Origin of the sequence: Rickettsia endosymbiont of Gonocerus acuteangulatus (assembly GCF_964026435.1) — a bacterium.
Classification (GTDB): Bacteria; Pseudomonadota; Alphaproteobacteria; order Rickettsiales; family Rickettsiaceae; genus Rickettsia.
Map to the genome: position 1 here is coordinate 344,047 of NZ_OZ032147.1, position 21,402 is coordinate 365,448.

Genomic DNA, 21,402 nt, shown 5'->3' on the forward strand with positions numbered 1-21,402 from the left:
AACGTTCTATCCCAGTAAGTTGCTTAATTTCTCTGTGCATGCTCTCAATTACCCATCGAAAGCCACACTCATCTTGTGCAGCTTTAGAAGATTTGTGAGTTTTGTTATTGGTAACAACATACTCAACTCTGTTGGTAGGAACAGTAAATTTAAACAAATTAACATGCTTATTTTTAGCAAAGCCTTTTATATGAATCTCTACTCCATGCCTGATCTCTTCATCTGAAAATGTCAACTCTTTTACAGCTTTATAAGGTTTAGAATCGTGCGTTTTACTAACGTTTCTATTGGCTTTAATAGGGGCATAATAATATTTCCCCAGAGAGTCAACATGTTGCATAATTTTGTGTGTAGAATACCATGTGTCAAAAAGTACTGTTTGAAAAGGAATCTTCTTGCTATAAACAGCATTATTTAACATGTTTAATAGGTGTTCTAGTTTTGTTGCTCCATCATGATCAGGTGCAAAAATTCGATAATCTATTACCCAAAACTTATTAATATCAGGGTTATAATATACCAGACTCACTACTCCTATACCTTTAGTAACTCTACCTGTAGCTCCACTGTACTGCGATCTTGCAATTTCTATTTGCTTCGTATTCCTTTTATTTAAAACCGTATCATCAAATATTGTATATCCATTAGATGAAAAAATAACATCATTCTTGATGTGTTCCCATAACAAAGAAGGTGTATATTTTTCATTCCTTAAAAATCTATTAATAACATCATGACTACATTTCTTTGCATGTTCAGCGTAGTAGGTTAAACTATAATTCTTTTGGCTAACTATTAAAAATTGACAATAATCTGTCCTATTAATTGGTATTGCTTGCAACTTTATCCTCTTTGACATGTTTAATTATTTTTACAATAATTTATCACTTTTTTACTCATAGCGTAAGTTTTGACTATTTTAACAAAACTTACGCTATGTTATAGCAAATATGCTAAAAACTCTTATTACACAGCAATGTTTTATAGTGAAGCACTTCATAATATCCCTTAATTCATGGACATTATATCAAACATAGCGTAAGTTTTGTTAAGACAAATCAGAAAACTTGCCTATAGCTATAAAAAAACTCATTTTCATCCGAAAAGAGATATTAAATTAAGAAATGAATTTATAGCAAAGATACAAACCATTACAAAAGACAAATTAGTATATCTTGATGAATCTGGAATAGAGGATAATGCTTGCAAAGAGTATGGATGGAGCATTATAGGACAAAGGTGTTATGAAGAAAAGGTGTATCAACATAAATTTAGAATAAGTATGATAGCTGGTCTTTGTAATGGTAATCTTATTGCTCCTGTAATATTTGAAGGTAATTGTAATACAGAGGTCTGAAAATGCAAGGACTAAGTAGAACAAAACCTATAAATTTTCTGCCCAAATTTCATTGGGGGTTTTATAACCAAAAATCTTTCTTGGCATGTTATTTAAAATCTCAGCAACATTGTCAAGACCTCTTTGTGTAACGGTAGTAATATCTGTATTTTTAGGTAAAATTCTATGAATCATAGAATTCATTTTTTCCACTAATGCTTTTTGTCTAGGGCGGTATGGATCACAAAAGAAAGTTTGAAACCCAGATAGTCTATAGGCAACATGCCCCACAAACTCTTTGCCATTATCCATAGTAATAGTCTTTCTCACACTATTTGGAAGAGTTTTTATCTTTCTTAAAAAACCATTGGTAACTGTTGTAGCTCTCTTGGAGTTATTCAGCACTAAAATAATCTTTTGACTCTTCAAAACTTACGCTATGTTATAGCAAATATGCTAAAAACTCTTATTACACAGCAATGTTTTATAGTGAAGCACTTCATAATATCCCTTAATTCATGGGCATTATATCAAACATAGCGTAAGTTTTGTCTTTTTATCCACCAGTGCACCAATATTCATACTTTGATTACCTTTATGAAATGTAAGATCTGCCTCAAAATTCCCTACTTCTACCTTTTTCGTAGCTATTGCATCACGCTGATGTATTGAGATCCTTTGTGGTATAATGATCCTTTGACGCCTCTTCCCTCTTTCTTGCCTTTTATATCTTTTAGAAGGTAAATAGCTATATAACTTTAATTTAGCTGCTACTGCAGAAGTGTAAACAAATCTATATATACTTTCTGTACTGATACACAAAGCTGTATTTTTGTCTAGTTTTAACTTTCCGGCTATAGCATCCGGCGACCATTTCTTGCGAATCATAGCATTTTTAATATAATCTAACAACATAGGGTTCTTTTCTATTTTTAATAACTCTTGCTGATACATCCTGTTTTCATATTTTTCCTGAGCAACACAAGGCATATACTTATCTTTTACCTTATTTCTTTTTAGCTCCATACTAATAGCGCTTTTAGACCTCGTAAGATGTTGTGCTATCTTATTAATACTGACTCCTAGGTCATACATTCTTTTTATCTCATATCTCTCTTCTCGAGATAAGTGTCTATATTTTCTGTTCATCATTTGAAAATACTATAAGTAAGTAGAACAAAACTTATTTAAAATAATAAGATTTTAAATAGGTAATGATGAACAGAAAATATAGACACTTATCTCGCGAAGAGAGATATGAAATAAAAAGAATGTATGACCTAGGAGTCAGTATTAACAAGATAGCACAACATCTTACGAGGTCTAAAAGCACTATTAGTATGGAGCTAAAAAGAAATAAAGTAAAAGGTAAGTATATGCCTTGTGTTGCTCAGGAACAATATAAAAAAAGGATGCATCAGCAAGAGTTATTAAAAATAGAGAAGTTACCTATTTTGTTAAATTATATCAAAAATGCTATGATTCACAAGAAATGGTCACCGGATGCTATAGCCGGAAAGTTAAAACTGGACAAAAATACAGCTTGTTGTATCAGTACAGAAAGTATATATAGATTTGTCTACACTTCTCCAGTTGCAGCTAAATTAAAGTTATATAGCTATTTACCGTCTAAAAGATATAAAAGGCAAGAAAGGGGGACAAGGCATCAAAGGATCATTATACCACAAAGGATCTCAATACATCAGCGTGATGCAATAGCAATGCAAAAGCTAGAAGTAGGGCATTTTGAGGCAGATCTTACATTTCATAAAGGTAATCAAAGTATGAATATCGGTGTGCTGGTGGATAAAAAGAGTCAAAAGATTATTTTAGTGCTGAATAACTCCAAAAGAGCTAAAACAGTTACCACTGGGTTTTTAAAAAAGATCAAAACGCTGCCAAGTAGTGTTAGAAAGACTATTACTATGGATAATGGCAAAGAGTTTGTAGGGCATCTTGCTTATAGACTATCTGGGTTTCAAACTTTCTTTTGTGATCCATATCGCCCTAGACAAAAAGCACTAGTGGAGAAAATGAATTCTATGATTCATAGAATTTTACCTAAAAATACAGATATTACAACCGTTACACAAAGAGGTCTTGACAATATTGCTGAGATTTTAAATAACATGCCAAGAAAGATTTTTGGTTATAAAACCCCCAATGAAATTTGGGCAGAAAATTTATAGGTTTTGTTCTACTTAGTCCTTGAATTTTCAATTACCTATTTAAAATCTTATTATTTTAAATAGGTTCTGTTCTACTTACTTATAGTATTTTCAAACAGATAACAGCTAAATGGAACATGCCAGTATCAAATTGGGCACTGACAATTTCCCAGCTAGATATTTACTTTCCCAATAGGCTGAATTTTGGAAGCGGTTTCTAGTTTGACACAGTTCTATGAACGTTCTCTTCTAACCTCATCAATTACTTCATCTGTAATCCTACTAATTAAACTTTCACTAATGTCTGTACCGTATAACTCTTGTAGCTGAATACGTATATCAGATAAACTCATTCCTTTAGCATATAGTGATATTATCTTCTGATCTAAACCATCAATTCTAGTCTGCTTCTTACCTACAATCATTGGTTCAAATTTACCAGTTCTATCTCGTGGAATATTTAACTCTATAGCTCCATTCTCTGTGGTTACATTTTTACTTAAACTACCATTCCTAGCATTCTCACTCTCTTTCCTACCGTACTTACTATATCCTAAATGTTCAGACATCTCAGCTTTTAATGCCCTCTCCAGAATACCCTTGCTTAGCTCTTTGATTAATCCATCTTGACCAAGTACTCTCTTTAGGTCTGCTCCTCCTTCTATTAATAAGTCTATTGCTTCATTTATTTTTTTATTCTTTTCTAATTGCATTTCTGTTACCTATATTTTTATTATATTAAATATATAGGACCTGCTCAAATTTACACAATCATTGCAAAAGACTCCGGGGTCAAGTTAACTTGACGGTGCCCATAGAACTTATAACTTTTTACTAACTTTTAAAGGTCATTTCCTAATAAACTAACTACATATTGAGCATCTTGATTATCTTGATAATCATTAGACTGGAAATGATGTATTAAATCTTCTTCATCGAAGTTACTTTCTACTATTCCACTATCATTTGCATTATTACTTTCCTGTTCTATATCTAAATCTAATGGTTCTAATGGATGAATGAATATTGCATTCACTGGGGTACTTACCCTAGACTGTCTTGGATTAAATGTTGTATAATCTTCTTCATCGAAGTTACTTTCTACTATTCCACTATCATTTGCATTATTACTTTCCTGTTCTATATCTAAATCTAATGGTTCTAATGGATGAATGAATATTGCATTCACTGGGGTACTTACCCTAGACTGTCTTGGATTAAATGTTGTATAATCTTCTTCATCGAAGTTACTTTCTACTATTCCACTATCATTTGCATTATTACTTTCCTGTTCTATATCTAAATCTAATGGTTCTAATGGATGAATGAATATTGCATTCACTGGGGTACTTACCCTAGACTGTCTTGGATTAAATGTTGTATAATCTTCTTCATCGAAGTTACTTTCTACTATTCCACTATCATTTGCATTATTACTTTCCTGTTCTATATCTAAATCTAATGGTTCTAATGGATGAATGAATATTGCATTCACTGGGGTACTTACCCTAGACTGTCTTGGATTAAATGTTGTATAATCTTCTTCATCGAAGTTACTTTCTACTATTCCACTATCATTTGCATTATTACTTTCCTGTTCTATATCTAAATCTAATGGTTCTAATGGATGAATGAATATTGCATTCACTGGGGTACTTACCCTAGACTGTCTTGGATTAAATGTTGTATAATCTTCTTCATCGAAGTTACTTTCTACTATTCCACTATCATTTGCATTATTACTTTCCTGTTCTATATCTAAATCTAATGGTTCTAATGGATGAATGAATATTGCATTCACTGGGGTACTTACCCTAGACTGTCTTGGATTAAATGTTGTATAATCTTCTTCATCGAAGTTACTTTCTACTATTCCACTATCATTTGCATTATTACTTTCCTGTTCTATATCTAAATCTAATGATTTTAATGGATGAATGAATATTGCATTCATTGGGGTACTTACTCTAGACTGTCTTGATGTAGCAGCATAATGCAAAGGCAGGTTATCGTTCCACTCATCTATTATACCTAACACTTTGTCATTAACAAATGTCTTATTTTCTAAATTTATGTTTAATAATTGTTGTGTTAGTACATTCCCGGATACTTCATTGGTTAACAATTGTACATAAACTGTATCACTATTATTAATTCTAGTATGTAATATTGGTATTATGGTTAATTGGTTTAATATATCTAATATTAATCTATTTAATATATTATAAGCAATATTAGATATATTTATTAATCCCATTTTATATTGCGAATGTGATGCAGTACCATATTCAGCAATATAATGCATAATTTTAGTACGTATTTGTACTTCTACCTTTCGTAAATCTTTGCTTATTATTACTGTATGTAGTGATTGATATCCATTCTTCCTAGGAAATTTAATTAAATTCTTATATCGTTCTGGAATGTAGACATAATGTTTATGGATAGTACCTAATATATCATAACATTCTTGTTCCTTCTCTACTATTATCCTAATACCAATAATATCATATAACTGCTGTATGGTACTAGATTTATGTACTATCTTTTTTGCAATAGAATAAGGAGACTTAATCCTTCCAGATATGGTATATTCTATATTTGTAGCAGGTAAAATATTATGCAATGCATTAATTATTTGAGCAACTAATTCATAATGCAGGTATTCTCTATCCAAAAAAGAAATAATAGTTTTATATAGTCTTGGTTGTAAGTTCTTAAAACAAGCATTTTGTAATGCTACTTTAATTTTTTCTACTTTGATTTCTTTAAATAAAGGTACATAAATCTTGCTAATCTCTTTACTAATCCAAACATATTCTATATGTGATATATTTGAATTAAATATTATTTTATGTAATAAGTAAGCAAATCTGATTAATAATACTTTAATTTTTATATTTGAATCTAATGATGACAATAACCGAATAGTCTTTTGTGATGTAACATCAGAATGTATATTATGAATTTTAAATAATTTAGTTAATGCATAAAATATGTCAAATATTTCTTTACTGAAAGAATATTCAATTTTTATTGACTTTAGGTTATTATTTTCTGTAATGAAAAATCGTAAAGCTGCAATAACTGAATTGCTATCAGGATATATAGATGTAATTATTTCTGCTATTTCCCAAGATATGTTATTATTAGAACACTTTAGGCTAAAAGTAATAGCACTATTAATCTCAGATTCATTAAAGTTAGGATCAAACTTTCTAAGTGTTGTAATGATGTGTTGAAAATGCATGAACATGGTCATTTAGCTTTGTTCAGAGAAGTCCGAGTTATCAACTAATACCGACATATACCGGTAGTTTGGAAAATACTTACGACGCAAATTAAAAGCATAAACGCTAAAACTCTGATATCCTAAAATCATCTTTTTTGGAGAGCATTCAAGACCTAGGGAAAATTCTGTAGAGTTCTGATTATTTTATGATACAGACCTTTTTATATCAGATATTGTTACTATTTGAGTCTATTTACATTGTAGAAGTCAAGAGGGGCTGTTGAAAAAGTCCAAAACTATTTTTCCACTGTTTATTTTTTTATAAAAATACTGCTAACAATTACGCCTTTTATAAAAGTTTATGTGTTTTTGAATGCATTTTTATATAAAAACAGTAATTTTTGTATAGACTTTTTTAGTAAAAGTACTTTTTCAACAGCTCCTCTCAACTATTACACATAATCTTAGTGTGGTAGCTCATGTATCTATTAAATCTAAACTTCTACACATGATTAGCCCTTTTCTTCCTGTTTATTAGTAGCTAAGCTTACGAAGCGTTGGCCTGAAGTATCTAGGGCTCGGCACGCTATAGATTGTACTTGTTGCGTTGCATTATCAGCTTTGGCAGTTAGCTCTTGGATAGTATTTTCCTGCTTCTTGATTTTATCTTCAAGATAGATAATGCTTTGCTCCTTTAGCTGTAGTATGCCATTATATTCTTTTTGTGTTAGTTGCTTTTCAAAATCATATTGTTGTAATAATTGGTTACGTAATAATTCTTCGGCAGTATAGACTGCTTCTTTTATCTTATCTGCCATACCATCTACTTGCATTTTTAATGAAACATATTCTTGTTCTTTGGTGGCCAAATCAGCTTCTCGTTTTAGTAAATTATCTTTTAACTCTGACAACTCTTTTTCAATTAAAATGCGTTTATTATTATACTCATCAAGTTCCTTACGACGTTTTAACTCTAAAGTATAATTATATTCTTCTTCCTCACGTTTTCTAGTTTTGCTAAGCAATTCTTTCTGTTCCTTATAGTCTTGTTCAAGTGCTGCTCGTTGTTGTTGCCAATGCAATTTCTGACTATTTATATCTTGTTCAAAATCTTGTTTTCTTTGACTCATCTCCTGCTCAAAACGCTCTTTTTGCTCAGCTTGTGCTTGTAATAAAGCTGACAAACTATTTGCTGTTTCATTAATTTGGTATAATTCCTGCAAATGTTGTTGCTCCAAAACAATAGCTTCTCGCAAATTAGCCAATTTTTCAAATTCGCTCAATAATTGTTCTGATAAATTATCAATCTGTTTGATAGTTTTAGACTTTAAGCTACTTAATTCAGTTAATATACTATCAGATGAATCAGTGCTGACCTTGTTTACTAACTCTTGTTTCTCTTGCTGTTTTTTCTGTTCTTGAGGGGTAGCTAGCTGTTTATCATTTAACTTAGCTAATACCTCATTATAGGCAGTTAAAATTTGCTCCTTAGTACTTTTAACAGAAATTTCTGGCATAGTTGATTTTTTGCTCATTATCTTTATAAGTTATTTTATTAATTTTTTTGGATGATTTGCCATAATATCTGGCTTTTAATAATATTAATTAGTTTTTAGCTACTCGTTCTCATTGATTAATTACTGATTTTAATTTCAATGATTGAAAATGAATATTTATCTAATATACAGCAGTCTATTAAACCATATTGGGTCATGCTATTCAATGCATTCTATACCAATATAGTTAACTGATTTTTAGTAATTCCAATGGCCGGTCTGTTATTTAAATATGCACTTACTTTATAGTTAACTCAACTTAAAATTTAATCATCTAATTCTTCAATTTGCTTTTTAGTTAAGCCAGTAGACTCAGATATTATCGTAATTGCTACTCCTGATCTTTTTAAGTTTCTTGCTATTGCTATTTTTTCTTCAGTTTTTCCGATCTGCATACCTCTAGCTTCAGCGGATTCAATCATGAAATCTTCGACAGCTTTGTTATCCATGATGCGTTTAATTTCTTGCTCATAAGCCAGGAGTTCTACTTCATTCCAGTTAAACTGATTTAATGCTTCATAAGCACGCCCTACTACAAGATCACTACCTATAATTTTCTGCAGGTCAGCTTCATTTGTGTTAGCAGCATATTTAAAGAAATAGCACCATTTTTCGGTAATAGTTTTTAAGTCTTCAATTTTATCTATATTAAATTTAGGTAGTTCAATAAAGCTAAAAGAGAAATCCTTTAAATCGTGTTCAAAAGTAATTTTATCTAGGATAACATGATGAGAGATATAATCAGCTTTATCAGGGAAGATAATATAATCACTAATAGCAATAAAGATGACTTCCTTAAGGTTAGCATAGAGACCGTCTTGTTTTTGTCCTTGGGATAGTTGTCGTGAATAAGCTTTAGCGGCATAATATTGAGCTCTTTTCTCAAAGCCTTTAGAAGGGGAGACTTGCATTTCTACGATGATTTGCGTACCATTTTGAGCTTTACAAAGAACATCGACGAAAGATTGTTTTTTATAAGCAATATCAGGGTCTTGGACAGGACTTAAGAAAGTAACATCCTGTATTTGTTCTGCATCTTTAAATTCCATGATGTCATTAATAAAATGAATAAGAATATCTTTGTTTTTTTCAGAACCAAAGATTTTCTTGAAGGCGACATCATTTTTAGGATCTAGGAACTTTGAAACTGCCATAATTAGTTACTAATATTTGTATATGCATTAACATATTATAGCACAAAGTACAAAATAAGTAAGTTATAAATTTGTTTTACATAATCTTGGGTGTTTATCATCATCAATGAATGTAAAGCGGTACAAGCAAGTATTAGGGGTTAATATCTCTGATACGCATAACTTACACAATCTTTCTGATCATACGTATCAAGTTAAGGTGTAAACTGCCTTTATTACAGTAGTTTATGAATAGTTTGATAGTAGCATCATATGTGACTATGAGACATATTTAAATATAAATGCCTTATTTATGGTAAAACAAAACATAATGATTTTACACTTAAAATACTTAAATTGTGAGATTCATAGACATAGTTACAACTAAGATGTCTGTTTAATTCGTGACTAATCAATTATACGGCTTGATACCTTTTTATGTTTAATAATGCTCCTTAGTTCTTTATTATATTTATAATCTTGCATAATAAATGGTTCTTTTAACGGATCATAATTTTTTTCAATTCCTGTATAGAAGGAACAGAAGATTTAAGATCCTGATATTTTTCCCAAGGTGTTTTCCCAGCAAGAGAAGTGTGTCCCCTATTATGATTATAGTAATGCTCCCAATTATATAATTGCTTTGGTAATTCTATACTTCGTATATCAACACTACTATAAAATTCATCTAAATCAGTCTTTTGCGATCTTTCTACCTTACCATTTAGATGAGGTGACAACGGTTTAATAGGACGAAATTTAATTTTATGTTCTTTCAGATAATCTTGTACAATGTACGCAAAAAACTCCTGTCCTCTATCAGTTTGAATACGCTGTATTGGAAATGGCAGATGTGTTAATACTTTCTCTAAAAAAGATACTGTGTTTATTGCAGTACATCTTTTATATAAAGCTAATATCTTATATCTAGTGCAATCATCTATGGCAGTATACTGATATAAATTACTGGCTATCTTACACACGTCCATTTGTATCCTTGCCCCTGGAACTTTAGCACTATAACGTTTTACTTGCTTACAATAATGCCGCTTTAAGTTTATCTTACCAAGATTATGTTTCTGCAGGACTTTATGTATAGTAGCCATAGAAAACGAAATGTTATGTAAACGTTTTAGTTCATTCTGAATACGTCTTGCTCCTAATTTCCTCTCTTGTCGTAACACTAGTATTTGTTGCTCTGATATATCATTTAATTTCTGAAAAGGAAATGTATGCGGTTTCCTGCTTAAAGAATGCAGCCCCTCAATACCCAATAACTCATAACGTTTATACCATTTACGTAAGGTAGATCTTGAAATACCATAATAACTACACACTTTCCCTGCATTACCTGACTCTTGATATAATTTAACCCAACTCAAACGTATTTTAATCTTAGAGTCCATTTTGGTATTTTTTATAACTAAATTACATTTGAGCTTACATCCTTATTATAACTATGTCTATAAATCACACATAATTGGCAAAAGGAAGTTTCTCGTACATTTGAGTGTAAAGGTTTAAGCACTACTAATTATATACCAAAAGTGGTCCCTATTCTTAAAGTATCATCAAAATCCGTATGAATTCCACTTAATGTACAATGCTCTAATACATCATTTCGTTCGTACGAGTTATCAGTAATGCTAACTACATTATTTAAAACTTTTGATTGTGGTGGTGGTATGTATATATTATCATATAGTATATTGTGACATGATAGAGATGATATATCCTGTATCATATTAGCACTACATTCTTGTTCCATTAAAAATTGTTCTATGTTAACATTACCTTTTTGCTTTGCCAAATCTCTAGGCGTATAACCACGCATATCTCTGGCATGAACATCATTGACGCCAAGCTCCTCGATTACATATCGTACTAACTCTAGATTGCCACTAAATGCAGCAGCATGTAACAATGTTCCACAAACATCATGCATGACATGCACATTAGCCCCAAGTTTTACTAGTTCTTTAGTAAGCTCAATATCTCCTTTCCTTACAATAGACTCTAATACCGAACTGCCATAAGTGTTATTAACATTAACATCTGCACCAAGTTCTATTAACTCTTTCACAAGCTTTATATCTTTATAAAAAGCAGCATAGAGCAGCGAAGTCATCTTAGTGTATTGCGTTCTTGCATTAATATCTGCCCCGCATGTCATTAGATACTTCACTGCATCTATTTAACTTCCGATGACTGCGCGGAACAATGGTGTTTCGCCAGCACTATTTTTAATATCAATACTAAAGTCATTCTTGACTAAATGTTTGATCAATTTTATATCACCATTAAATGCCGCATCATGTAATGATAATTCATCGTGTAGAATGTCAGTAAACTCCGAGTATTCTATATGCGATATAAGATAAGGAATATAATAACTACTTAAGATTTTACTAATATTCATCTCATGAAATAACGCATCAGCATCGTTCAAAATACTTATCTTATATAAATGAAGCACAAGAGAAGAAAAGATAGATATTTCTGCTAATTCTTTATTATCTGATACAAGTTTATTAAAGTCATGTACAGAACCAGAAGGAAATTTATAACAAAAAGATATGATCTGATCAGTAAGGTCAACTGAATATAATATATTACTACTAAATTTGTCTTGATAATTCGTTAAATTATACCCTTTATGTACAATTGTATGTAGTAAGACTACTGCATATACAGATTTACAGGCAATGTCTTGATTATACTATAAATCTGGTCATCATAGTTTTGAGAATCCTCCACATATTTACTATATAACAAAACTTACGCTATGTTTGATATAATGCCCATGAATTAAGGGATATTATGAAGTGCTTCACTATAAAACATTGCTGTGTAATAAGAGTTTTTAGCATATTTGCTATAACATAGCGTAAGTTTTGATAACTTTGGTGCAGTGTCGATGTCCTATAATGTGATTTTACATTCTATATTCTCTTCCTCCATTGTATCTTTAAACATGATGCTTGCTTTCTCTAAAATATCACTCATACCAATACTCCACCATCTTAACCCCAACACTTCCTGCAAGTCTTCTTATCACATGCGAGTATTATTGGGCTCTGTCCAAATAAGTGTGGGAATTTCTCAAAGGTTATATAAAAATATAATATAACAAAAGGAGAAATTATATGCGCCAAAAACAAAATGAAGCAATAAATCAAGCGATAGATTTATTAATAAATAATGATACAGATATATCAACATTACTTAAAGAGGATGGTTTATTAAAGCAATTAACCAAACGGCTTGTAGAGAAGGCATTGCAGTCAGAGATGAATAATCACTTAGGATATGATAAATATTGTCATACTGATAGTGATAATGTTCGTAATGGTAAGAATGTAAAGAATCTAGTAACAAATAATGGAGTTATAGAGATTGAGGTTCCAAGGGATAGAAGTAGTACATTTGAACCTGCATTAATTCCAAAGCGTTAAAGACGTATTGAAGGATTTGATGATAAAATAATATCGTTATACGCTAAAGGAATGAGCTTATCTGATATTAAGATTCAAATGCAAGAATTGTATGGAGCTGACGTTAGCGAAAGTTTGATAAGTCAAATTACTGATGATGTAATTGAGGATGTCAAGATATGGCAAAGCCGACCATTGGATCGAGTATATGCTATAGTATTTTTTGACTGTTTAGTAGTAAAAGTACGTCAAGATAAACGAATTATCAATAAGTCTGTATATGTAGCATTAGGTATTGATTTATCTGGCAGGAAGGATATTTTAGGATTGTGGATCAGTGAAAATGAAGGAGCAAAATTTTGGCTTGGTAATTTTACTGAGATGAAGAACAGAGGTATGCAAGACATGCTTATTGCTTGCAGTGATAATTTAACCGGTATGTCTGAGGCGATAGAGGCAGTTTTTCCGAAAACCGAACATCAATTATGTATTGTACATCAGATTAGAAATAGTTTAAAATATGTATCATATAAAGACCGAAAAGAATTAGCGGCTGATTTAAAGCCTATTTATACTGCTAGCACAGAGGAAGAAGTGCATCTTGCTTTAGAATCTTTTGAAGCTAAATGGAGTAAACAGTATCCACAAATTGCTAAATCTTGGTATGTTCATTGGGAAAATTTAATGGTTTTTCTAGGATACCCTGAGGCGATAAGGAAAGTAATATACACAACGAATAGTGTAGAATCTGTCAATAGCCAATTACGTAAGGTTAAGAATAAACGGGTTTTTCCAAATGATAATGCCGTTTTTAAGACCTTATATTTGGCAATTGATTATATGACCAAGAAATGGGCTATGCCGATTCCAAACTGGAACGCAGCTATGGCTCACTTTTTGATAAAATTTGAAGGTAGAATTTAAGCCCTATGAAAAATTTACACACTTAATTAGAAAGACTCTATGCAAATGCAATTCTTTGCTCAGGTGCTGTTTTAGTATATCTTCCAACATTTATGGCAAATATATTTCTGACTTTGCCCATCAGTGATAATGTACATTGTGCTGAATTAGGATGCTTGAATTTAATTAATATCTTTTCTTTTCGCCTAGTTGGCTGGTGAGCATTTTCAACACGATTATTTAATCTCTTATGAGTGCGATGCTGAGTCTTAGGACACATAAGCTTAACCGGTTTAATGTAACTCCTGAGCTTATCAGTAACAATTACTATTGGAGCTGGATAATTACCCAATAATCTTGATAAAAAACGGATAGCTGATTTCTTGTTACGACGCTTCTGCAGTAATACTTCTAATTCATGACCCTCAGAGTCAACGGCTCTCCATAATATAAATACTTCGCCTTTAATCTTCAAAACTTACGCTATGTTTGGTTCTAAATATCGTAAAGATGGAGAACGCAGCTGTTGTTGCATATAGTCATCTAAAAGCCCTAACTTTATTTGGTAAACCGTTTTACCGATTGTATTTGCAGTCCTTTTGAGAAATGCCCAAACTAAAAATGCCCAACTAATATGATTACGTTGAATACGCTGTTTCCTGCATTGACAACGTTCTATCCCAGTAAGTTGCTTAATTTCTCTGTGCATGCTCTCAATTACCCATCGAAAGCCACACTCATCTTGTGCAGCTTTAGAAGATTTGTGAGTTTTGTTATTGGTAACAACATACTCAACTCTGTTGGTAGAAACAGTAAATTTAAACAAATTAACATGCTTATTTTTAGCAAAGCCTTTTATATGAATCTCTACTCCATGCCTGATCTCTTCATCTGAAAATGTCAACTCTTTTACAGCTTTATAAGGTTTAGAATCGTGTGTTTTACTAACGTTTCTATTGGCTTTAATAGGGGCATAATAATATTTCCCCAGAGAGTCAACATGTTGCATAATTTTGTGTGTAGAATACCATGTGTCAAAAAGTACTGTTTGAAAAGGAATCTTCTTGCTATAAACAGCATTATTTAACATGTTTAATAGGTGTTCTAGTTTTGTTGCTCCATCATGATCAGGTGCAAAAATTCGATAATCTATTACCCAAAACTTATTAATATCAGGGTTATAATATACCAGACTCACTACTCCTATACCTTTAGTAACTCTACCTGTAGCTCCACTGTACTGCGATCTTGCAATTTCTATTTGCTTCGTATTCCTTTTATTTAAAACCGTATCATCAAATATTGTATATCCATTAGATGAAAAAATAACATCATTCTTGATGTGTTCCCATAACAAAGAAGGTGTATATTTTTCATTCCTTAAAAATCTATTAATAACATCATGACTACATTTCTTTGCATGTTCAGCGTAGTAGGTTAAACTATAATTCTTTTGGCTAACTATTAAAAATTGACAATAATCTGTCCTATTAATTGGTATTGCTTGCAACTTTATCCTCTTTGACATGTTTAATTATTTTTACAATAATTTATCACTTTTTTACTCATAGCGTAAGTTTTGAGTACAAAAGTGAAAACGTTAATTGAATCTGTTGGTTGCAGTATTTTATTTTTACCAACTTACTCTCCTGACTTAAATCCTATTGAGCATTACTGGTTTAAAATCAAGAATGAAATAAGAAAAACTATTTCTAATTTTGAGCACTTTTTTGATGCTGTTTACTATGCTCTTAAAAAATCACTACCTTATCGCATTAAGCTATACCCGAACGGTCCCGATGAAGACGTAGTAGGTGACTGTTCAATATTTTTTGAAGATTTTGGGTAAATGAAGAATCGGTAGACGAAGTTTATTTGGAAAAGAGCTAGGAGCCTTAGAATTTTTGACCGCAGCGTACATATTAGTACGTAAGGATCAAAAATGAGAAGCGACGACACCAATTTTTCAAATAAAACGAGTCTACCCGCCAAACTGTTCTTTGATAATACGATCTTCTAAAGTATGATTCTTATTAAAGAGCAGTTTGATAGATTTATCGTTAGTTGATTTAATAGTAACTGATTTTATATTATTAAATTCCTGAAAATCGGCAGTGGCATTTACTGGTCTTTTATTTGTATTAAGTATTTCAAATTTAATGGAAGCTGAAGACGGTAATAATGCCCCATGCCATCTACGTGGTCTGAATGAACATATAGGAGTTAGGCATAGCATATTCGACTCTAGAGGGAGAATATAACCACCGGCAGATAAATTATAGGCACTACTACCTGCCGGTGTTGCAACTAAAGCTCCATCTGCCACTAGCTCACTCATTCGCTCTACGCCGTTTACTTCAATTCTAAATTTAGCTGCTTGATTAGTTTTACGAAATATTGATACTTCATTAATCGCAAGAGCTGCATGTATTTGACCATCCACAGCTTCAGCTTGCATTAAAAGAGGATTAAGAGTAGAAGCGGTGCTTTCTTGAATATTTTGTATTATATTTTTAATATCCAAAGGGTTCATCAGAAAGCCGAGGCTACCTAAATTAACACCATAAAAAGGTATATTTAAAGGCATATAACGATGTATGTTATGCAATAACTCCCCGTCCCCGCCAGCTACCATGATTACGTCCGCATCTTCCACGTCACAATAAGTATAAAGTTTTTTTATTTCCTCTATACTACTTGAAGATTTAGAATTTTCATTATAAACTAATGCTATTTTATTCATATTCATTGTGAATTTCTTTTTTAAAGATAGACGCTTAAGCAATAATAAGTTATAAGATATATACCTTTAATACTTCAAAAGTTGGTAAGCCAAATTTCAGGATTCGTCTTTGCTCACGTAGTTTATCTACGTTCCGCAGACTCACCACTTATTTGGCTTACCAACTTTTGAAGTATTAAAGGTATACAATAATAAATATAATAATTATAGAAATTAATATGTCGTCATTCAATATCAAAAATCATAAAAATGATTTACTATTTATACCTCTTGGTGGTTCTAACGAAATAGGTATGAATTTTAATCTGTATCATTATAAAGGTAAATGGCTAATTATTGATTGTGGTAGCGGTTTTGCTGATGATTATTTACCGGGCGTTGATATGATGATTGCAGATAGCAGTTTCATTGAAAAACATAAAAAAGATATAGTCGGAATGATTATAACTCATGCTCATGAAGATCATTTGGGCGGAGTACAATATCTATGGAATAGCCTCAAATGTCCTATATATACTACTACTTTCACGGCAAATTTTTTGAAAATTCGTTTAAATGAATATGATTTTGCTAAAAATATTAAAATTCATGAAATAAAACCAGGAGGTAAAATAGATTTATCTCCTTTTTCGCTGGAAATGGTACCATTAACCCACTCAGCACCTGAGATGCAAGCAATTATGATCCGTACAGAGGCGGGTAATATTTTACATACAGGAGATTGGAAATTTGATAATGATCCTGTGCTTGGTAAAAAAGCTGATGAAGAGCTTTTAAAGTCTTATGGGGACGAGGGAGTGTTTGCGTTAGTTTGCGATTCTACCAACGTCTTTAATAAAGGAAGTTCCGGCTCTGAGGGTGATGTTAAAAAAAGTTTAATAGATATTATAGCTGGCTGCCCGCAAATGGTAGTAGTTTCAACTTTTGCTTCTAATCTAGCACGTCTTGATACAATTATTCACGCAGCTCAACTTGCAGGTAGAAAAGTAGCCCTAACTGGTAGAAGTTTGCACCGTATTAAGCTTGCCGCCGAAGAGAGCGGTTATTTTAAAGATATCACGCCTTTAATTAGTGAACGTGATGTTAGTAGATTCAGAAGAGAAGAGCTATTAATAATCGCTACTGGTTGTCAAGGTGAGCCGTTAGCTGCTACTGCAAAACTAGCCTCTAACTCGCACCCGTCAATAAAGCTTGCACCTAAAGACACCATGATCTTTTCTTCAAAAATTATCCCTGGTAATGAAAAGAAAATATTTAGGCTGTTTAATATATTCATTAAAAGTGGCGTGGAAGTTATTACCGAACGTGATCATTTCGTGCATGTATCAGGTCACCCTTCTGTTGATGAGTTACAAAAAATGTATTCTTTAATTAGACCAAATATTTGTATACCTGTACATGGTGAGCCAGTACATATTCATGAACATGTTAAACTTGCTAAGAAAAATGGCATAAAACAAGCAGTGGAAGTTGAGAATGGCAGCGTGGTGTTACTTGAACCTAATAATGCTAAAGTGATTGCAAAAGTTGAAAGCGGTTATTTAGCTGTTGATGGTAACTATTTACTCCCTATAGAATCACCTATTTTTAAAGCTAGAAGACGTATGCGTGAGTCTGGTATAGTAATAGCTTCGATTGTAATTGATCAGAAAAATATGCTTGCTGCGAAGCCAATATTATCTATGCCAGGTTTACTTGACGAAAATGAAGATATGCAATTGATTAATATAATTAAAAATGACATTGCAGAGCTTATTAAAACTCAGCAGAGCCAAGCTAAAAAAGCTTTATCTAAAGAACAGATAGAAGAAAAAATAAAATCTACGATACGAAAAACTCTTAAACAAGAAATTAATAAATCCCCTGCAATAATAGTTAATATCGAAAAAGCTATAGAGTAGTTTTTTCTTTCTTATTCCATGTGAGTCAAAAAATGTTATTGCAAGGAAATTCGTAGAATCGACCCGACAATCTTGTTAAACGTCCTGAGATTGCTTCGTCGAAACTTGCAGTTTCTTCTCGTAATGACGTTTTTTATTCTATCATCTAAAATCTTAATTATTTGACAAATCTTAATATTTAACGTATAATGTCAAAACTTACGCTATGAGTAAAAAAGTGATAAATTATTGTAAAAATAATTAAACATGTCAAAGAGGATAAAGTTGCAAGCAATACCAATTAATAGGACAGATTATTGTCAATTTTTAATAGTTAGCCAAAAGAATTATAGTTTAACCTACTACGCTGAACATGCAAAGAAATGTAGTTTTGTTATGGGAACACATCAAGAATGATGTTATTTTTTTCATCTAATGGATATACAATATTTGATGATACGGTTTTAAATAAAAGGAATATGAAGCAAATAGAAATTGCAAGATCGCAGTACAGTGGAGCTACAGGTAGAGTTACTAAAGGTATAGGAGTAGTGAGTCTGGTATATTATAACCCTGATATTAATAAGTTTTGGGTAATAGATTATCGAATTTTTGCACCTGATCATGATGGAGCAACAAAACTAGAACACCTATTAAACATGTTAAATAATGCTGTTTATAGCAAGAAGATTCCTTTTCAAACAGTACTTTTTGACACATGGTATTCTACACACAAAATTATGCAACATGTTGACTCTCTGGGGAAATATTATTATGCCCCTATTAAAGCCAATAGAAACGTTAGTAAAACACACGATTCTAAACCTTATAAAGCTGTAAAAGAGTTGACATTTTCATATGAAGAGATCAGGCATGGAGTAGAGATTCATATAAAAGGCTTTGCTAAAAATAAGCATGTTAATTTGTTTAAATTTACTGTTTCTACCAACAGAGTTGAGTATGTTGTTACCAATAACAAAACTCACAAATCTTCTAAAGCTGCACAAGATGAGTGTGGCTTTCGATGGGTAATTGAGAGCATGCACAGAGAAATTAAGCAACTTACTGGGATAGAACGTTGTCAATGCAGGAAACAGCGTATTCAACGTAATCATATTAGTTGGGCATTTTTAGTTTGGGCATTTCTCAAAAGGACTGCAAATACAATCGGTAAAACGGTTTACCAAATAAAGTTAGGGCTTTTAGATGACTATATACAACAACAGCTGCGTTCTCCATCTTTACGATATTTAGAACCAAACATAGCGTAAGTTTTGTATATACAAACAAATTATATACTAATCCCCAAGGTGAATTATTAATAAATTTTGATCACTTTGGTAATCATAAAGATGTAATAAAATTTGCTGGAGAGCATAATTTAGAATTTCATGAAGCTTTTTAACTTACTCAAAAGGCTGTCTTAAATTAATAGCAGCAGACAGAGTTCCCTCATCTAAATAGTCGAGTTCACCACCGATAGGTATGCCGCTAGCGAGGCGAGAGATTTTTGCGGGATGGTCTTTTAGGTATTCTGTAATAAAATAGGCAGTAGTTTGCCCTTCTAAAGTAGAGTTAGTTGCGATAATCACTTCTTTAATATTTTCCTTAAAGCATCTGTCAAGTAGTTCTGGTAACCTCAAGATACTAGGGTTTTGTCTGCTAGCAGCCGATAAATTATGACCAAGCACGTGATATAGTCCTTTGAAATTACCACTACGCTCCATCGCCCATAATTCAGCAACAGTTTCAACGATTGCAATAATTGATTTATCTCGATATTCAGACGTGCAAATACCGCAAATATTTTCAGTATCCATATTACCACAAACCTGACATTTTACTATTTTCTTATCTATTGCTATAAGATTATTGATAAGGGTTTTTAGCCTTACATCCTTGTCTTGTAATAAATATAATATTATACGTCTTGCTGATCTGCTACCAAGCCCGGGAAGCTTAGAAAAAAGGTAAATTAGCTGGTCTATCTCGTTATTATTATCGTTCATGTTAAGCCTTTATTACGACAGTTCCAGCTATTTTATCATGTAATGCTTGTTTCTGAGAAGAGAAAAGTATAAAGAAAATACCGATTGGAAATGTCATATATCCAAGGAATCGTTTAATTAACTGTTTAAGGGTCGGACGGTTAAAGTCGTTTGCATCTACTATTCTCATACGCATAAATATTTTACCAATAGTTGCTCCTTTATAATACCAAAAACCTATAAAATAGGAACCTATCACTGTTAAATTAATTAGTAAAATTGAAATATTAAACAAAATATATTTATTAAAATTTCCTGCTTTAAGATATTCATAAAATTCTTGACTCATAACAGATTGAAGAACCTTGCTTTGATTATGCAAGTCAATATTATAGCTCTGGAAATAATCATTATAGAAAAAAACCATTAGATAAAAGAAACAAAATTGTAAAATTGGAATTGCTATGAAAGCAAATAACGATAAATCAAGGGCTGTAGAAAAAATACGTGCTATAAAATCTGGGTATATAATTTGTTTTTTCATTGCTGATTACTATTTTTTGATGTTTAATTATAAATAATTTAAAAACATTACAGTATTTATGGAACAATTTGAAGCATTTAGTTTATTATTTGTTGATAGTTTTGTCTCAAACTTAGTCATCGGTTTTCAGCGTGAATTAATTTTTCATTCTATGAAAATGTTTGGTAACTATAGTTATCCTATAATGTTTGTAGTAGTTACTTGTGCTTCTCTTGGTGGTAATATAGTTAATTATATTTTTGGTAAATGTGCTTTAAATATTTTCTACTCTTCTAAAAATGAACAAAATATCTTAAGGCATAAAAATTTAGCACAACTTTTTTATAAATATGAGATATTTATACTTCTTCTGATGGCGTTTCCTTTTTGGGGAAGCTTTATTTCCTTATTTTCTGGTTTTTTTAAAACAAAATTTTCAAAATTTTTGGAGCTTGGTTGTTTAGCAAAAGCCTGCTATTATATTGCAGAACTATATATTATATAAA

At 31.6% G+C, this 21,402-nt stretch carries 16 protein-coding genes and 6 pseudogenes; 8 read left to right on the forward strand and 14 right to left on the reverse strand.

From position 1 onward, the window contains the following. Nucleotide 1 precedes the first annotated feature (1 nt). Nucleotides 2–859 (reverse strand): annotated as a pseudogene (locus AAGD55_RS02135) (transposase); the annotation flags it as partial. A gap of 207 nt (nucleotides 860–1,066) precedes the next feature. Here AAGD55_RS02135 and AAGD55_RS02140 point away from each other — a divergent pair. Then, nucleotides 1,067–1,354: pseudogene (locus tag AAGD55_RS02140) on the forward strand (transposase); the annotation flags it as partial. Between the two features lie 30 nt (nucleotides 1,355–1,384). Here AAGD55_RS02140 and AAGD55_RS12305 read toward each other — a convergent pair. Next, nucleotides 1,385–2,488: pseudogene (locus AAGD55_RS12305) on the reverse strand (IS30 family transposase). A gap of 62 nt (nucleotides 2,489–2,550) precedes the next feature. On the opposite strand from AAGD55_RS12305, the gene AAGD55_RS02155 reads away from it, so the two are divergent. Then, complete coding sequence (locus tag AAGD55_RS02155; RefSeq protein ID WP_341791000.1) at nucleotides 2,551–3,525, forward strand: IS30 family transposase; 975 nt, start codon at nucleotides 2,551–2,553, stop codon at nucleotides 3,523–3,525. Between the two features lie 212 nt (nucleotides 3,526–3,737). On the opposite strand, the gene AAGD55_RS02160 is transcribed toward AAGD55_RS02155, so the two are convergent. The 7 genes and pseudogenes from AAGD55_RS02160 to AAGD55_RS02190 all read right to left on the reverse strand — a co-directional run bounded on the left by AAGD55_RS02160 (nucleotide 3,738) and on the right by AAGD55_RS02190 (nucleotide 11,874). Then, on the reverse strand, nucleotides 3,738–4,217 hold the full coding sequence (locus AAGD55_RS02160) for a transposase (protein ID WP_341791967.1): 480 nt from the start codon (nucleotides 4,215–4,217) through the stop codon (nucleotides 3,738–3,740). Between the two features lie 128 nt (nucleotides 4,218–4,345). Continuing rightward, the gene (locus tag AAGD55_RS02165; protein WP_341791968.1) at nucleotides 4,346–6,754 is read right to left on the reverse strand and encodes a hypothetical protein; all 2,409 of its coding nucleotides are present in this window, start codon (nucleotides 6,752–6,754) and stop codon (nucleotides 4,346–4,348) included. Nucleotides 6,755–7,248: 494 nt separating this feature from the next. Continuing rightward, entirely contained in the window at nucleotides 7,249–8,271 is a 1,023-nt protein-coding gene (locus AAGD55_RS02170; RefSeq protein ID WP_341791969.1) for a hypothetical protein, read from the reverse strand. Between the two features lie 287 nt (nucleotides 8,272–8,558). Further along, nucleotides 8,559–9,446: an Rpn family recombination-promoting nuclease/putative transposase gene (locus tag AAGD55_RS02175; protein WP_341791970.1), complete on the reverse strand. Its 888-nt coding sequence runs from the start codon at nucleotides 9,444–9,446 to the stop codon at nucleotides 8,559–8,561. A gap of 387 nt (nucleotides 9,447–9,833) precedes the next feature. Next, nucleotides 9,834–10,831 (reverse strand): annotated as a pseudogene (locus tag AAGD55_RS02180) (IS481 family transposase). 128 nt (nucleotides 10,832–10,959) lie between these two features. Beyond that, nucleotides 10,960–11,598, reverse strand: coding sequence for an ankyrin repeat domain-containing protein (locus AAGD55_RS02185; protein ID WP_341791971.1), 639 nt, complete (start codon nucleotides 11,596–11,598; stop codon nucleotides 10,960–10,962). Nucleotides 11,599–11,619: 21 nt separating this feature from the next. Then, nucleotides 11,620–11,874, reverse strand: coding sequence for an ankyrin repeat domain-containing protein (locus tag AAGD55_RS02190; RefSeq protein ID WP_341791972.1), 255 nt, complete (start codon nucleotides 11,872–11,874; stop codon nucleotides 11,620–11,622). A 697-nt stretch (nucleotides 11,875–12,571) separates the two neighbouring features. On the opposite strand from AAGD55_RS02190, the pseudogene AAGD55_RS02195 reads away from it, so the two are divergent. After that, nucleotides 12,572–13,783 (forward strand): annotated as a pseudogene (locus AAGD55_RS02195) (IS256 family transposase). A gap of 37 nt (nucleotides 13,784–13,820) precedes the next feature. Here the strand turns inward: AAGD55_RS02195 and AAGD55_RS02200 are convergent. Beyond that, complete coding sequence (locus AAGD55_RS02200; RefSeq protein ID WP_341791973.1) at nucleotides 13,821–14,237, reverse strand: DDE-type integrase/transposase/recombinase; 417 nt, start codon at nucleotides 14,235–14,237, stop codon at nucleotides 13,821–13,823. A 3-nt stretch (nucleotides 14,238–14,240) separates the two neighbouring features. Further along, nucleotides 14,241–15,290, reverse strand: a complete 1,050-nt coding sequence (locus AAGD55_RS02205; protein ID WP_341790834.1) for a transposase — start codon at nucleotides 15,288–15,290, stop codon at nucleotides 14,241–14,243. Between the two features lie 63 nt (nucleotides 15,291–15,353). On the opposite strand from AAGD55_RS02205, the pseudogene AAGD55_RS02210 reads away from it, so the two are divergent. Beyond that, nucleotides 15,354–15,518: pseudogene (locus AAGD55_RS02210) on the forward strand (transposase); the annotation flags it as partial. Nucleotides 15,519–15,743: 225 nt separating this feature from the next. Here AAGD55_RS02210 and AAGD55_RS02215 read toward each other — a convergent pair. After that, nucleotides 15,744–16,511, reverse strand: coding sequence for an NAD kinase (locus tag AAGD55_RS02215; RefSeq protein ID WP_341791974.1), 768 nt, complete (start codon nucleotides 16,509–16,511; stop codon nucleotides 15,744–15,746). A gap of 212 nt (nucleotides 16,512–16,723) precedes the next feature. Here AAGD55_RS02215 and AAGD55_RS02220 point away from each other — a divergent pair, with 212 nt between their 5' ends. The 3 genes from AAGD55_RS02220 to AAGD55_RS02230 all read left to right on the forward strand — a co-directional run bounded on the left by AAGD55_RS02220 (nucleotide 16,724) and on the right by AAGD55_RS02230 (nucleotide 19,656). Beyond that, on the forward strand, nucleotides 16,724–18,406 hold the full coding sequence (locus AAGD55_RS02220) for a ribonuclease J (protein ID WP_341791975.1): 1,683 nt from the start codon (nucleotides 16,724–16,726) through the stop codon (nucleotides 18,404–18,406). 246 nt (nucleotides 18,407–18,652) lie between these two features. Continuing rightward, entirely contained in the window at nucleotides 18,653–18,802 is a 150-nt protein-coding gene (locus tag AAGD55_RS02225; RefSeq protein ID WP_341791740.1) for a hypothetical protein, read from the forward strand. Beyond that, nucleotides 18,802–19,656: a transposase gene (locus AAGD55_RS02230; protein WP_341791976.1), complete on the forward strand. Its 855-nt coding sequence runs from the start codon at nucleotides 18,802–18,804 to the stop codon at nucleotides 19,654–19,656. The genes AAGD55_RS02225 and AAGD55_RS02230 overlap by 1 nt, the downstream gene beginning before the upstream one ends. A gap of 135 nt (nucleotides 19,657–19,791) precedes the next feature. On the opposite strand, the gene recR is transcribed toward AAGD55_RS02230, so the two are convergent. Both recR and AAGD55_RS02240 read right to left on the reverse strand, forming a co-directional pair. Next, complete coding sequence (recR, locus tag AAGD55_RS02235) at nucleotides 19,792–20,394, reverse strand: recombination mediator RecR (RefSeq protein WP_341791977.1); 603 nt, start codon at nucleotides 20,392–20,394, stop codon at nucleotides 19,792–19,794. Nucleotide 20,395: 1 nt separating this feature from the next. After that, complete coding sequence (locus tag AAGD55_RS02240) at nucleotides 20,396–20,917, reverse strand: RDD family protein (protein ID WP_341791978.1); 522 nt, start codon at nucleotides 20,915–20,917, stop codon at nucleotides 20,396–20,398. Between the two features lie 58 nt (nucleotides 20,918–20,975). On the opposite strand from AAGD55_RS02240, the gene AAGD55_RS02245 reads away from it, so the two are divergent. Beyond that, nucleotides 20,976–21,401, forward strand: a complete 426-nt coding sequence (locus tag AAGD55_RS02245; RefSeq protein WP_341791979.1) for a YqaA family protein — start codon at nucleotides 20,976–20,978, stop codon at nucleotides 21,399–21,401. The last annotated feature ends 1 nt before the right edge of the window (nucleotide 21,402 follow it).

What these genes read in the sequence shown, in the direction of transcription:
- AAGD55_RS02155 (WP_341791000.1), top strand. Translation starts at nt 2,551, where the DNA reads ATGATGAACAGAAAATATAGACACTTATCTCGCGAAGAGAGATATGAA.
- AAGD55_RS02160 (WP_341791967.1), bottom strand. Translation starts at nt 4,217, where the DNA reads ATGCAATTAGAAAAGAATAAAAAAATAAATGAAGCAATAGACTTATTA.
- AAGD55_RS02165 (WP_341791968.1), bottom strand. Translation starts at nt 6,754, where the DNA reads ATGCATTTTCAACACATCATTACAACACTTAGAAAGTTTGATCCTAAC.
- AAGD55_RS02170 (WP_341791969.1), bottom strand. Translation starts at nt 8,271, where the DNA reads ATGAGCAAAAAATCAACTATGCCAGAAATTTCTGTTAAAAGTACTAAG.
- AAGD55_RS02175 (WP_341791970.1), bottom strand. Translation starts at nt 9,446, where the DNA reads ATGGCAGTTTCAAAGTTCCTAGATCCTAAAAATGATGTCGCCTTCAAG.
- AAGD55_RS02185 (WP_341791971.1), bottom strand. Translation starts at nt 11,598, where the DNA reads ATGACATGCGGGGCAGATATTAATGCAAGAACGCAATACACTAAGATG.
- AAGD55_RS02205 (WP_341790834.1), bottom strand. Translation starts at nt 15,290, where the DNA reads ATGTCAAAGAGGATAAAGTTGCAAGCAATACCAATTAATAGGACAGAT.
- AAGD55_RS02215 (WP_341791974.1), bottom strand. Translation starts at nt 16,511, where the DNA reads ATGAATATGAATAAAATAGCATTAGTTTATAATGAAAATTCTAAATCT.
- AAGD55_RS02220 (WP_341791975.1), top strand. Translation starts at nt 16,724, where the DNA reads ATGTCGTCATTCAATATCAAAAATCATAAAAATGATTTACTATTTATA.
- AAGD55_RS02225 (WP_341791740.1), top strand. Translation starts at nt 18,653, where the DNA reads ATGTCAAAGAGGATAAAGTTGCAAGCAATACCAATTAATAGGACAGAT.
- AAGD55_RS02230 (WP_341791976.1), top strand. Translation starts at nt 18,802, where the DNA reads ATGTTATTTTTTTCATCTAATGGATATACAATATTTGATGATACGGTT.
- recR (WP_341791977.1), bottom strand. Translation starts at nt 20,394, where the DNA reads ATGAACGATAATAATAACGAGATAGACCAGCTAATTTACCTTTTTTCT.
- AAGD55_RS02240 (WP_341791978.1), bottom strand. Translation starts at nt 20,917, where the DNA reads ATGAAAAAACAAATTATATACCCAGATTTTATAGCACGTATTTTTTCT.
- AAGD55_RS02245 (WP_341791979.1), top strand. Translation starts at nt 20,976, where the DNA reads ATGGAACAATTTGAAGCATTTAGTTTATTATTTGTTGATAGTTTTGTC.